The 12,379-nt window shown below is 65.7% G+C and carries 16 protein-coding genes; 7 read left to right on the forward strand and 9 right to left on the reverse strand.

Annotated elements, in window-relative coordinates; all coding sequences use genetic code 11:
• Positions 1-180 precede the first annotated feature (180 nt).
• The 3 genes from NLR35_RS24170 to NLR35_RS24180 all read right to left on the reverse strand — a co-directional run bounded on the left by NLR35_RS24170 (position 181) and on the right by NLR35_RS24180 (position 1,489).
• A complete protein-coding gene (locus tag NLR35_RS24170; RefSeq protein ID WP_257169038.1) occupies positions 181-393 on the reverse strand; it encodes a hypothetical protein in 213 nt (70 codons plus the stop codon).
• A 162-nt stretch (positions 394-555) separates the two neighbouring features.
• A complete protein-coding gene (locus NLR35_RS24175; protein WP_257169039.1) occupies positions 556-1,035 on the reverse strand; it encodes a hypothetical protein in 480 nt (159 codons plus the stop codon).
• Between the two features lie 136 nt (positions 1,036-1,171).
• On the reverse strand, positions 1,172-1,489 hold the full coding sequence (locus tag NLR35_RS24180; protein ID WP_257169040.1) for a hypothetical protein: 318 nt from the start codon (positions 1,487-1,489) through the stop codon (positions 1,172-1,174).
• A 108-nt stretch (positions 1,490-1,597) separates the two neighbouring features.
• On the opposite strand from NLR35_RS24180, the gene NLR35_RS24185 reads away from it, so the two are divergent.
• The 5 genes from NLR35_RS24185 (at position 1,598) to NLR35_RS24205 (ending at position 5,248) form a co-directional block, all read left to right on the forward strand.
• Positions 1,598-1,936, forward strand: a complete 339-nt coding sequence (locus NLR35_RS24185) for a hypothetical protein (protein ID WP_257169041.1) — start codon at positions 1,598-1,600, stop codon at positions 1,934-1,936.
• Positions 1,933-2,217 (forward strand): type II toxin-antitoxin system RelE/ParE family toxin, encoded by a 285-nt coding sequence (locus NLR35_RS24190; RefSeq protein WP_257169042.1) that lies wholly within the window; start codon positions 1,933-1,935, stop codon positions 2,215-2,217. Before NLR35_RS24185 ends, NLR35_RS24190 begins: the two co-directional genes overlap by 4 nt.
• Positions 2,218-2,412: 195 nt before the next feature.
• Positions 2,413-4,068, forward strand: a complete 1,656-nt coding sequence (locus tag NLR35_RS24195) for a fumarate hydratase (protein WP_257169043.1) — start codon at positions 2,413-2,415, stop codon at positions 4,066-4,068.
• 40 nt (positions 4,069-4,108) lie between these two features.
• A complete protein-coding gene (locus NLR35_RS24200; protein WP_257169044.1) occupies positions 4,109-4,552 on the forward strand; it encodes a MaoC family dehydratase in 444 nt (147 codons plus the stop codon).
• Positions 4,553-4,579: 27 nt separating this feature from the next.
• The gene (locus NLR35_RS24205; RefSeq protein ID WP_257169045.1) at positions 4,580-5,248 is read left to right on the forward strand and encodes a DUF429 domain-containing protein; all 669 of its coding nucleotides are present in this window, start codon (positions 4,580-4,582) and stop codon (positions 5,246-5,248) included.
• 989 nt (positions 5,249-6,237) lie between these two features.
• On the opposite strand, the gene NLR35_RS24210 is transcribed toward NLR35_RS24205, so the two are convergent.
• From NLR35_RS24210 to NLR35_RS24230, 5 genes are all read right to left on the reverse strand, one after another.
• Positions 6,238-6,534, reverse strand: a complete 297-nt coding sequence (locus NLR35_RS24210) for a hypothetical protein (protein ID WP_012028651.1) — start codon at positions 6,532-6,534, stop codon at positions 6,238-6,240.
• A gap of 139 nt (positions 6,535-6,673) precedes the next feature.
• The gene (locus tag NLR35_RS24215; protein ID WP_257169046.1) at positions 6,674-7,222 is read right to left on the reverse strand and encodes a septation protein IspZ; all 549 of its coding nucleotides are present in this window, start codon (positions 7,220-7,222) and stop codon (positions 6,674-6,676) included.
• Positions 7,223-7,276: 54 nt separating this feature from the next.
• On the reverse strand, positions 7,277-7,861 hold the full coding sequence (locus NLR35_RS24220) for a hypothetical protein (RefSeq protein WP_257169047.1): 585 nt from the start codon (positions 7,859-7,861) through the stop codon (positions 7,277-7,279).
• Positions 7,862-8,091: 230 nt separating this feature from the next.
• Positions 8,092-8,685, reverse strand: coding sequence for a septation protein IspZ (locus NLR35_RS24225; RefSeq protein WP_257169048.1), 594 nt, complete (start codon positions 8,683-8,685; stop codon positions 8,092-8,094).
• A 63-nt stretch (positions 8,686-8,748) separates the two neighbouring features.
• Positions 8,749-10,155, reverse strand: coding sequence for a carotenoid oxygenase family protein (locus NLR35_RS24230; protein WP_257169049.1), 1,407 nt, complete (start codon positions 10,153-10,155; stop codon positions 8,749-8,751).
• 109 nt (positions 10,156-10,264) lie between these two features.
• On the opposite strand from NLR35_RS24230, the gene NLR35_RS24235 reads away from it, so the two are divergent.
• On the forward strand, positions 10,265-10,987 hold the full coding sequence (locus NLR35_RS24235) for a TetR/AcrR family transcriptional regulator (RefSeq protein ID WP_257169183.1): 723 nt from the start codon (positions 10,265-10,267) through the stop codon (positions 10,985-10,987).
• A gap of 45 nt (positions 10,988-11,032) precedes the next feature.
• Complete coding sequence (locus NLR35_RS24240; protein WP_257169050.1) at positions 11,033-11,752, forward strand: DUF6321 domain-containing protein; 720 nt, start codon at positions 11,033-11,035, stop codon at positions 11,750-11,752.
• Here the strand turns inward: NLR35_RS24240 and NLR35_RS24245 are convergent.
• Positions 11,749-12,375 carry a hypothetical protein gene (locus tag NLR35_RS24245; RefSeq protein WP_257169051.1) on the reverse strand — a complete coding sequence of 209 codons (627 nt, stop codon included), beginning with the start codon at positions 12,373-12,375 and terminating at the stop codon, positions 11,749-11,751. The genes NLR35_RS24240 and NLR35_RS24245 overlap by 4 nt on opposite strands.
• Between the last annotated feature and the right edge of the window lie 4 nt (positions 12,376-12,379).

The following is a 12,379-nucleotide window of genomic DNA, read 5'->3' on the forward strand; positions in this document are numbered from 1 at the left end:
GTTCTTACGGGGAGAGGGTTGGGGTGAGGGGCAGCCGCGCGGGTCGTATCAGTCGGGGCCTGCGCACCGAGAGTGAAAACCAGATAAATCACCACCTCGCCGAGGGCTCAGCCCACACGTGTAGCGGCGCACGCTTGACGCGCCGCCGCTACACGAAGTTGGCCTGATGGTGTGGGGTCTTCAGGCGATGATGTCGACGCGCGTGCCCTGGCCGGGCGGCAGCGGTGGACGCGACGCCTGCTTCTCGGCCGCGTTTTCGTCGCCGGTCTTGTCCGGCTTCAACGACTGCGCCTGAGTGTCTTGCGCCTGTTGCGTCTGCTGCTTGTTCGTCTCGGTCGAGACCGGCGGCGGTGAGGGCGGCGGTGATGACGTCGAAACGCTCGAAACGGACATGGTCCAGCTCCTCGCTTGGTGTTGTGCCAAGCGTCGCCATGTCCAACGAAGGAAGAGTCAACCGGACCTGTCGAATTGTCTGCAACTGTGAGTGGCGGCCGCCAATAGTGAACGGGGCGCTGATCTGCCCCGAGAAACCGGTGGCACCCTGGTCCGCCCGGTCTATTGGTCCTTGCTGCGGGTGATCGTGATCGACGACTCGGTCTTGGTGCGGGCGCAGCGCATGTCGAGCCGGCGGTAGCGGCTCGGGACGTCGTCGCCGCGGAAGATGCCGAGCCGGCGGTAGCAGCGGCTGACGCCGCGCGCCATGTCGTCCTTCGGCAGGGTGAACACGATCGCCGCCGCGCTCGCCATCAGCTCGATGAACGCCGGCGGCGGCTTGCGGTCTGTTTTTCCGAACAGCTGGTTGGAGAAGTTCTTCGAGGAGCAGCCGAGCGTGAGCTCGCGCGCCTTGGGGTGAGCGAGATAGACCGTGCCGGCCGCGGTCTGGCCGATCTTGAGCCCGTCGATGCCGTTCTTCAGTTCCTTGGCGACGTCATCGCAGCGATCGGCGCTCGCCGCCTGCGGCAGCAGCGCGCTGCTCAACGTAACGAGAACAACAAATCCGGCCGCGCGGCCAAACGAGCAAAGAGTCGAATGCATTCCAAATACCCCCGCGCCATTGTCGCGTGTGCGCGAGGGTCATGCAAGCGTGATGCGTCACGGCCGCACAGGATCGCCGGCGGGTGTGACCGCATGTTGAAGACCGGCGGCAACTGTCAGCGGCAGCGCGAGCTGGTCAGAACCAGCAGCGGCCCGGATGCGACAGCGACACGCCGGCGGCGCGGCGCTCGCAATCGTTGCCGTAGGTCTGGAAGTTACAGCCGCACACCGGCATGTAGATGCGATTGCAGAGTGTCGGCTTGCGCCGGCACACGCCCATCATGTCGAACCGGCCGCACTGGCCGGCCGGAAATTCGCAATACAGACCGGCATTGCAGGGGATGCCGGCAAAGCCGCCGCATTCGCGCCCGGGACCGACCGCACCAGCGGAGCCGGGGAGCAGCGTGATCAGGGCAACGGCGATCGTCAGCGCACCAACGAGACCTCGTTTCATGACGCCTCCAGGACGAAAGTGGATAGTAAAACAATCTAAGGTTACATGATTTGATCTTCTCATGCAATCGATGCCGATCGTGGATCGATTTCGTAGATCGAGGGACTGTTGGAGACCGAGCCGGAGCAAGTGGCTCTCTCTGGTGACGCCGAGCTTCGCCATCACCTTTTCGGTGGTCTTCTTTTCGGGCACCGCAGAAACTGCTATATGTCGAACATGAGCAAGCCTCAGGTGAAAGATCTGCTGGAGCGTGTCCTCACGTGGCCTGCAGAGCGGCAGGATGATGCGGCTGAGATCCTGGCGTTGATGGAAGCGCAGGATCAGGCCGGCTACGGTCTGAGCGATGAGCAAGTCCGGGAAGTGCAGCGGCGCCGACGAGATCCGAACGCTTCTCATGTCACGCTGAACGAATTCAACGCCCGGATCGATCGTCTGCTCGGCGAATGAAGATCGTCATCCACGAGGCGGCCGTCGCCGATCTCGAAGCGATCTTTGCGTGGATCTCGCACGACAGTCCGAAGGCCGCAGCGGCGGTGGTCCGGCGCATCCGTACCCGCATCAATCATCTCGCGCGGCCGGGACTTGCGCGCATCGGGCGTCCTGGTCTCGCCCCTGGGACCAGAGAGCTCGTCGAGGGGCCCTACATCGTGGTTTATGAGATAGATGCGACGGCGCAACGGATCACCGTGTTGGCCATCGTCCATGGTGCGAGGGATCGCCAGGACTGAGGCAGCACCCGGCAGAGCCCGGGCAATTTTCACCTCACCCACGTCCTGCGATTCAGACCAAAGTAGGCATGGTGCTGCCCCGGTGCCGCCATGCCGAACCATATGTTGCGCCCCAACACCAGGGTGATATCAGACCTGTCAAGACCGCTTTGGGCGGCCATCTTTAGAACCCCAAAGAACCCGAAGAGCTTCGCCATGAACGCGCCCACCGCTTTCCCCGACCAGTCCAAGCCCGTCCCGCCCTACAAGCACACGCCGCTGTTTCCGCTGGGGCCGGACACCACGCCCTACAAGAAGATCACGGCCGAGGGCATCAGGGTCGAGAAGGTGCTCGGTCGCGACATGCTGGTTGTCTCTCGCGAGGCGCTGCGGACCTTGTCGGAAGCCGCGTTCGGCGAGATCAACCACTTCCTGCGCCCCGGCCATCTGAAGCAGCTGCGCAGCATCCTGGAGGATTCGGAGGCCAGCCCGAACGACAAGTTCGTCGCGCTCGACTTCCTGAAGAACGCCAACATCTCCGCCGGCGGCGTGCTGCCGATGTGCCAGGATACCGGCACCGCGATCATCATGGGCAAGAAGGGCTGCAACGTCATCACCGACGGTGACGACGAGGCGGCGCTCTCCGAAGGCGCGCGCGACGCTTATCTGCGCCGCAACCTGCGCTACTCGCAGGTCGCGCCGCTGTCGATGTACGAGGAGAAGAACACCGCCAACAACATGCCGGCGCAGACCGAGATCTACGCCGAGGGCGAGGACGCCTACAAATTCATGTTCATGGCCAAGGGCGGCGGCTCGGCCAACAAGAGCTTCCTGTTCCAGGCGACGCCGTCGGTGCTGACCAAGGACCGGCTGCTGGCGTTTCTGAAGGAGAAGATCCTGACGCTCGGCACCGCGGCGTGCCCGCCTTATCACCTCGCCATCGTGATCGGCGGCACCTCGGCCGAGCTGTGCATGAAGACGGTGAAGCTCGCCTCGGCCCGTTATCTCGACGCGCTGCCGACGCAGGGCTCGGCGGACGGCAACGCCTTCCGCGATCTCGAGATGGAGCAGGAAATCCACAAGATGACGCAGTCGCTCGGCGTCGGCGCGCAGTTCGGCGGCAAGTATTTCTGCCATGACGTCCGCGTCATCCGCATGCCGCGCCACGGCGCGTCGCTGCCGATCGGGCTCGGCGTCTCCTGCTCGGCCGACCGCCAGGTGCTCGGCAAGATCACCAAGGACGGCGTCTATCTCGAGGAGCTCGAACATCATCCGGCGCAGTATCTGCCGGAGGTCGAGCAGGCGCTCGGCGGCGAGGTCGTGAAGATCGACTTGAACCAGCCGATGAAGGACATCCTCGCCACGCTGTCGAAGAACCCGATCAAGACCCGGCTGTCGCTGACCGGCACCATGATTGTCGCCCGTGACGCCGCGCATGCCAAGCTGCGTGAGCGCCTCGACCGCGGCGAGCCGCTGCCGGACTACTTCAAGAACCATCCGGTGTACTACGCCGGCCCGGCCAAGACCCCGGACGGCTACGCCTCCGGCGCGTTCGGCCCGACCACCGCGGGCCGCATGGATTCCTTCGTCGAACAGTTCCAGGCCGCCGGCGGCTCGATGGTGATGGTCGCCAAGGGCAACCGTGCGCCGGCGGTGCGCGAGGCCTGCAAGAAGCACGGCGGCTTCTATCTCGGCTCGGTGGGCGGTGCGGCGGCGAATCTCGCCGAGCATTGCATCAAGAAGGTCGAGGTGCTCGAATATCCCGAACTCGGCATGGAAGCGATCTGGCGCATCGAGGTCGTGGACTTCCCGGCGTTCATCATCATCGACGACAAGGGCAACGACTTTTTCAAGGAGCTGAACCTCGGTTGAGCTCCCGCCGAATGGGATCGCCACGGATTCGAGGAGCCGCATGGTCGAGTGGTTCGATGACCTCAAGATCGGGATGACGTTCAAGAGCGGCGAGACGACGGTGTCGCGCGAGGACATCAAGCGCTTCGCCGCCGAGTTCGATCCTCAGCCGTTTCACCTCGACGAGGCGGCTGCGGAGAAGACGATCTTCAAGGGACTCGCCGCCTCCGGATGGCACACCGCCGCGATCGCGATGCGGCTCGCGGCGGAGACGCGTCCTTTCGGCCCGCATCCGCTGTTGGGCGCAGGCGTCGACGAACTGCGCTGGATGAAGCCGGTGCGGCCCGGCGACACGCTTCGTCTTGAGGGCGAGGTTGTCGATCTCATTCCTTCGCAGACCAAGCCGCAAGGGATCGTGCGGATCAAATGGACCGCCTACAATCAGCACGATGAGCCCGTCTATACCTTCAATCCGATCGGGATCGTGCCGCGACGCCCCACCTGAGCCGGAAAGTCACAGTGTCCTGACGAGATGTTTCTCGGGCTTGATGGATTCCGCAACGGCTGGGTCGTGGTCTCCATTGACGGGGACCGCCGCGCAATCAGCTTTTCCGCCGACATCTCCACCGCCCTCGCGTCTCCCTTCACCCGCGCCGCCATCGACATTCCCATCGGCATGACCGACGACGGCACCCGCGCCTGCGACCAGCTCGCGCGCGACAGGCTCGCGCCGCATCGCTCCCGCGTGTTCACCGGTGCGCGCCGCTGGCTGTGGGAGGACTACACCGACCCCGACCTTGCCAATGAAGAGGCCACGCGGCGCGGACAAAAGCGCGCCTCGCGCCAGCTCTGGCATCTCGGCCGCAAGATCATGGAGGTCGATGCCTTCGTCCGCGCGCATCGCGGGCTCGACATCCGCGAGGTTCATCCCGAGCTTGTATTCCTGCGTCTCCACGGCGCGCCGTTGCCGTCGAAGAAGACGGAGCAGGGGGCCAGTTTGCGACGCGAGCTGTTGGTTGCCGCGGGGGTCACCGAGATCCATGACTGGATTGGCATCGCGCGTCGCGGCACCGGCGCCAAACCCGACGACGTCCTCGACGCCTGCGCCGTCGCGCTTGCCGCCCGTGTACCTGTCGGCTGCGTCCCCGAGGGCGATCCTCTCCGCGACGCCCATGGTGTGCCGATGCAGATCTGGTTCTGAGCGCGGCATGCTGGCCAGACGTTGTGTTTAGCCCTGACGGCCGCGCCAAACTCCGCCGTCATTCCGGGACGACGCGCGCAGCGCGCCGAGCCCGGAATGACGGCGGAACGAGTGTCGCGTCACGCGCGGCCGCGTGGGGCAGGGGCGGGGTCGTCTTTGTTATTCCGTTAAAGATAATTCTATTGCTATTTTTCGGAATTCATGGTTTTCTCCCGCCATCCCGCTCCACTTGCGAAGGGGCGTTGCGCGCGATCGTCACGACACGCGGGGCGGGGAGCGATGGCTGCGAGGAGCCGCAGCGTGTCCTGAAGGGGATGCGCGGACGAACGGCTTGGCGCGGACGTGAAGTCGCAGCGGCCTGACACCCCGAAGCTGGTGTCCAGCATGACGCGCGGGAGCGCGTCGTGCGACATGGTGGCCAACACGCCGGCGCACCAGGGCGACTGCGTATAAACGTGAGACCATCGCGCAGGGAAGGCCGGGCGTTTCTCGGCTGCACCTGTGGTACCTGCCGCCTGCATTTTTCTTAGCAGGCGGGCCGCAGGCGTCAGCCGACGCCTGGCCTTCCCTGCGCCCTTCGCATGTTCGAGGGGCATGACGATGCATGAACCCTGGGCGTCATCAGCCGCGGGAATGCGAACGCGTGTCCGGGCTGTTTGAGATGTGAAGCGGGACGGCCGCAATCAAACGCGGTGTCGTCCCGGCCCCGAGCCGGGACCCATACGCTGCGGTGGTCATGATGGACGAAAAGCGGATGACCAGCGTGCCTCACACTGCTCCCTGGGGGTATGGGTCCCGGCTCGAGGCCGGGACGACAGCGGAGCAAATTGATGCAGCGCGGAAGCGTAGGGTGGGCAAAGCGGACGCCCGAAAGGGCGGCCACGTGCTCACCGTGTGTCGGAGCATTCGGGGCGAATGGTGGGCACGGCGCGCATACCGTCTCGCCTTCGATCAGGCGACAGGGGCGTGCCTTTGCAACCTACAAAGTATCAGCCGCGCGCGCCGGTGAACGGGAAGCTGCCCATGAAGCCGATGCCCATCTCGCCGGAGATGGTGTCGCCGGCGACCTTGCCCTTGAAGTCGAGGGTCAGCGGCATCGGGCTGGTGATCGAGACCTTCCAGGCGACGTCGTCGCCGTTGACGGTGCCGTCGAAGATCTCGGCGGAATCGCCCTCGGCGGCCTGGGTGCCGGTCAGCGTCGAGCCGGAGCTTGTCAGGCTCAAGGTCGCGCTGCGCTCGCCCATCGGCGTGTTCAAGGTCAGATTCCAGTTGCCGTCCACTGCCATCGATCGTTCTCCTGGCGTTGCCATCCCGGGCCCCGAAGCAGCCTTCGAGGGTGCCTTCGGGCGCCCCTATAGCGCATCTTCGATGATAAGCCCAATACGGCGATCAGGCCCTTGCCCAAGCCTTTGCTCAAGCCTTTGCTCAAGCTCTCGCCGCGCGCAGGCGGCTGGCGATGATGAAGCGGAAGGCGATGAACTGCACGCCGAAAGCGGCGACCTTCGCGGCCGCGGTGAACGTCATGTAGATGACCCAGAGCTTGATGTCGCCGGTCATCGCCACGCCGATCGTGCCGAGGCCGAGGACGAACATCAGCGCCGCCCAGGCATAGCCGGCGCCCGTGACGTATTCAGGAATCGTCTCCGCCACCAGGGGCGGAACGTAGCGCAGCATCCAGCCGCGCTTGAGCATGATCACGCCGATGGCGAAGTGGCCGATCGCGGGCTTGGCGAACATGAAGCGGGGATCGTTGGTCAGCAGCGTCACGCTCCCGAGCACCACGACCAGAGCGATGCTGGCATAGGCCATGAAGCCGAGGCTATGGCCCTTGATTCGGGCCCACACCACCTGGACGATGGCGACACCGACCGCAGCCGAGGTGGCCAGCACGACGTCGTCGGTGGCGATGTAGAGGATGAAGAAGACGGCGGCAGAGAGGAAATCGGCCGTCAGCTTCGTAAACACGTCTTTCACGCACGTCTCCCTAGGGCCAAACCGTCCAAGGCCAAACCATCCAAGGCCAAACCGTCACGAATCCTGGCTGGACATTGCGGCAGCAGTCTGCGCGGCCATGTCTTTCGTTCTACGATACTCAGGATACCAGCGCGTGAAATAAAGTGCACTGTTGCGGGCGGCCAAGGCAATGGCGAGACCGGTCCAATAGGGCAGGCCGGGCACGTAAAGCGTCATCAGGTTGCCGATGATCATCAGCAGCGCCGACGCCGTCCATGCGCCGGTAATGACGTAATTGGCGCGCAGAAAGCCCGGAATGGCCGCGGTCTCCGGGGGCACGGCCTCGATCGCATATTGCAGCGTGAAGGGCTTGCGCAGCAGCATCGAACCGAGCGACAGCGCGAAAATGCCGCAGTCGACCGCAAGCCGCACCGCCGAGGCACTCATGTGGGGCTCGATGAGCTGGAGGTAGGCTGCTACGGCCGCGAACACGATCGCCGAGCCGAGCCCGAGAATCTTGACCGACCGGCCCTTGATGATGTCCAGCGCCACCACTGTGAGGCACAGCGCGGTCGCCACCGCGAGGCTGAGCGTGGCCGAGACTACCATCATCAGCGCAGCGTAGACGCCGTAGGGCGCGAGGATGAGGAAGATCGTCATCGGCGGCTCCTCCCGAGCCAATCTTTACAATGGAAAGATATGTACGGGACGGAGCGCGCCGGGTCAAGCTAATCTTGACGGTGTCAAAATGTTGTGAGGCGCGGGATATATTGAATTTGTTTCAATTGGTTACAAACATTTCGGACGCCGGCCCGGCGACCGCCCGCCCGGCGCTCTGCCTTGGCCGGTCCAAGTCAAAGGCTCCGGCGCGGTATGATCGCGGTCGATCCCTAGAGCAGCTGGATGCTGAGCAGCCCAGGGCGGCCACCGGCGGCGATCCGGGCCGCGCGAATGCGACGTCGGACGAGCACACGAAAGGTGACGAACTGGATCGCGAAGGCTGCGATCTTGGCGCCGACCGCCACGACCGAGATGTACAGCGCCCACAGCTTCAGATCGCCGGTCAGGGCGACGGCGATCGTGCCAAGGCCGAGGGCGAACATCAGCGCGGCCCAGGCATAGCCGGCGACGGTGACCGCGCCCGGAATGTTGTCGGTCACGATCGCCGGCACATAGCGCAGCATCCAGCCGCGCTTAAGCATGATGAGCCCGACCGCGAAATGGCCGATCGCGGGCTTGGCGAACATGAAGCGCGGATCGTCGGTCATCAGCGTGATCGCACCAAGCACGACCACCAGCGCAAGGCTGGCCTGGGTCATGAAATTGAGCGGCCGGCCCTGCATCCGCGCGTGGATGAGCTGTCCGATCGCCACCGCAATCGCGAGCGCGCTTCCCAGCGCCGCGCTGCCGGTGGCGAGATAGAGCACGAAGAAGACGATGGCCGAGAGGAAGTCGGTGCACAGCTCGATCAAGGCGTGTCGCATGGATGTCTCCGATGTGGTCGGCGATGGCGGGTGTTTCGCGCAGATGGCCGTCGCGGCGCCGTATCAGGCCGCGCCGACCCAGTTGCCGTGGAAGCCGTCGGGCACGCGGTGGCCGAGATGCACCAGCGCGACGGGCCCGCCGCCGATGTCGGTGGCTTCGAACACCGCGAGGTCGGAGGTGTTCGTCCCGGCGCGCCAGACCACGGTGAGCAGCCAGCCGTCGGCCTCGGCGGCGTCATGGCTGCGCGGCACGAACACCGGCTCGGACAGGCTGTCGCCGTCCGGCAGCCAATAGGTGCCGCGGCGAGTCCCGGCGCCGTCGACATGAGCGAGGCCGGAGAGGGCGCCGAACAGCGGGCCACGCGGATTGGCGCAGGCGTACCAGCCATGGCCGCTCACGAGCCCGGCACGGCGATCGTCGATGCGCGGGAATTCGCCGGTGAGGTCGTCCAGATAGGTTTGCGTAAAGCGGTCGCTGTTCTCAGTGAGATCGAAGCTCCAACGGCACAGCCGCGCGCGCGACTTGTTCGGATCGGTGGGGCGGCCATCGGGATGCGGAAACAGCGGCGGCTCGTCGAACTGCATCACGTCGGCGACGATGCGGCCGCCATCGTCCCAGGCGTTCATGATGTGAAAGACGTAGCAAGCGTCACCGCGAAACCAGACGATGTCCTTGATGTCGCCGCTCCGCTTCATCACACCAACATAGGCGCCCTTGTCGGGCTCCCAGGCATAAGGCGGCTTGCCGGACATCGCGCGCTGCATGCTGCCGGTGAGCGGGAGGATTGGAAACAACACGTGGTTGGCGGTGACGATGAAGTCATGCACCATGCTGGCATAGGGCGCCTCGAAGCGCGTGAGGCGCGTCAGTTGTCCGGCGGCGTCGATCGTGCCGTAGGACAGCGCCGGCGTCAGCGGGCCTGCCGCGTTGTAGCCGAAGAACAGGAGCTCGCCGGTGACCGGGTCGGTCTTCGGATGCGCGGTGAAGGCGCCGCGCAGGCGCCCGCCGAAATCCTGATAGCCTGTCGTCGCGAGCGTGACCGGCTCGATCTCGGTCGGCAGATGCGCCTCCTCGAGCGCGAGCAGCTTGCCCGCGTGCGCAATGATGTTGGTGTTGGCGACGCCGCCATCTGTGACGTCGGAAGGCGCGTCGGGCAGTTTGCGCCCGAAGCCGCCGAACAGCGCGCGGCCGGCCTTGCGCTCGGCCTCGAATTTCGGCGTGCGGACCCAGCGATTGCGATAGGAGGCGCGGCCGTTCTCGAGATGGAAGGCGTGCAGCATACCGTCGCCGACGAACCAGTGCGCGCCGGGCGAATCAAACTGCGGATTGGGGCCGTTGCGATAGAGCGTGCCATTGAGCTCGCGCGGCAGCTCGCCGGTGATCGTCAGGACCGGCGCGTCGCATTCGAACGGGATCGGCGCGAGGTTGTTGCGGGTCTGTCGTGCCGTGATCTCAGAGCCGTCGCTCATGGCCGTTCCTCCGGTTTATCTTTACGATGTAAAGATAAACCTAGCGGGCGGTTGCGGGCCGGTCAAGTCGAATCTTTACGCTGTCAAAATTGTCTGTATAAGGAAGCTCATGACGACCAAGACAGAACAGGTTCGCGCACAGCCGCGGCGCGCCGCGGCATCGGGCGTGAGAGCGCGGCCGCGCACGGCAGGCAGGCCCGCAGGCGAAGCGGCGACGCCTTATCATCACGGCGCGCTGCGCGATGCCTTGCTGGAGGCCGCCGAACGCGTGCTGGAGCGCGATGGGTTGGCTGGCCTCACCTTGCGTGCCGTGGCGCGCGAGGCGGGCGTGTCGCACGCCGCGCCGACGCATCATTTCAAGGATCTCACCGGCCTCGTCAGCGAGCTCGCCGCGATCGGCTTTACGCGCTTCAACGTGGCGATGAAGGCGGCGGGCGAGCAGCCGGGCACGCCGATCGAGCGCGCGATGGCGCGGGCGCATGCCTATGTGGCCTATGCGCAGGCCAATCCCGGCATGTACGGGCTGATGTTCCGCACCGAGCGGCTCGACTATTCGCGGCCGTCGTTGCACGACGCGGCGGAGGCCTCGTTCGCCGGTCTGGCGGGCTCGGTGGCGGCGCGCAGCGAGGGGCAGGCCGGCGGCGAGCAGCTGTCGATCGATCAGGCTGCGGCGATCGCGCGCGCATGGTCCCTGGTCCATGGCTATACGATGCTGCTGCTCGACGGCCGGCTCACCGACATCCTGCGCCGCTCGCCCGCGGGCACGACGGCCGATTCGCTGCTCGATGCGATGTTGCGGGCGACCGTGCCGAAGCTGCCGCCAGGCGCGTAGGTCGTCGCACCGGAAACCGGGCGGGGGATCATGCGTTGATCACGCATGGCACGATCTCCCCGCGCTCCCTGGAGCAAGGCCAACCCGCGCAAGCGCGCCGGCAAGGCCTCCACCCATCTGACATCAGCCGAGAAGGCCACCGCCAAGGCCCGCGCCCGCCGCGCCGGCCGGCCCTATCCCAATCTGGTCGACAACATGAGCGTTGCGGCCAAGAAGGCGGGCAAGACGAAGACGAGCGGCCGCAAGCGGTCGGCTGCGAAGACCAAGACGCAGAAGGCCAAGACAAAGAAGGCGACAACCAAGAAGGCCGCAAGCAACACGGCCCGCAGCAAGACCCGCGCGGCATCATCGGCCAAGAAGCGCTCCGCCAAGCGCACAACACCGCGCAAGGCGAAGCAGCGCAAGACTGCGGGACGCCAGCGCGAGAAGGATCCACGCGGCGGCCTGACCGCGGCGGGACGCCGGGCGTTCGCCGAGCGCGACGGCGCGCATCTGAGGCCGGGCGTCACCAAGAAGGTCTCGGAGATGACCCCGCAGGAGATGCGGCGCAAAGGCAGCTGGGCAGTACGCTTCTACGGCCGCGATCCGCTGCCGCCGCTGGTCGACGCCAAGGGACAGCCGACGCGGCTGGCGCTGTCGGCCCATGCCTGGGGCGAGCCGGTGCCGCGGACGGTCGCCGCCGCTCGAAAGATTGCCGCGAAGGGCGAGCGGCTGCTCGCGCGCTACCATCGCATCAAGGACAGCAGTGCGCGCGGCAGGAGCTAGGGCAAGGCGAGATCGGTGGCGCGGCCGCGGGTGCCGATCACCTTCACCTTGTCCTTGCCGCAGGCGAAGCCGCGTGCGCTCTCATCGGCCGCCTGCCGCGCCAGCTCGTTGGCGTTCGGATTGGCGGCTGCATCGACATAGGCGACGTGGCACACCGGTCCCGGCGGCAACCGCGTCACCACCAGCAGCGGCTTGTCCTTCGGCCCCTTCTTGCCCTGGTCGTCATTGTCGGCGATCTGCCAGCGCTGGATGATCGCGAACGGCTTGCCGTCGGCCATGCGCCATTCGATGGTCTTGCCTGCGGAGTTGAAGGGGCCGAACCAGGTCTGCGCGGCAGGCTCCTTGGCGGCGGCGCCGACGGTGCGGCCGACAGAGACGGTCTGACGAAGATCGCCTTCGTTGACCAGCACGATCAGGCCGTCCTTGCCCGGGCAGCTCTGGGTCGAGCTGTCGTTGTCCGGCTTGCCGATCGTGCGGCAGTCTTTTTCGGCGGCGGAGGTGTAGGCGCTGGCGATGGGCTCTGCGCCAGCAGGATTGAGGCACGTCCAGCAGAGCAGGAGCGCCACACCGATTCGGACCGTCGCGTCATGACTGAAGGATCCATGACTGAAGGATTCGGACATGCGG

Origin of the sequence: Bradyrhizobium sp. SRS-191, from assembly GCF_024586915.1 — a bacterium.
Lineage (GTDB): Bacteria > Pseudomonadota > Alphaproteobacteria > Rhizobiales > Xanthobacteraceae > Bradyrhizobium.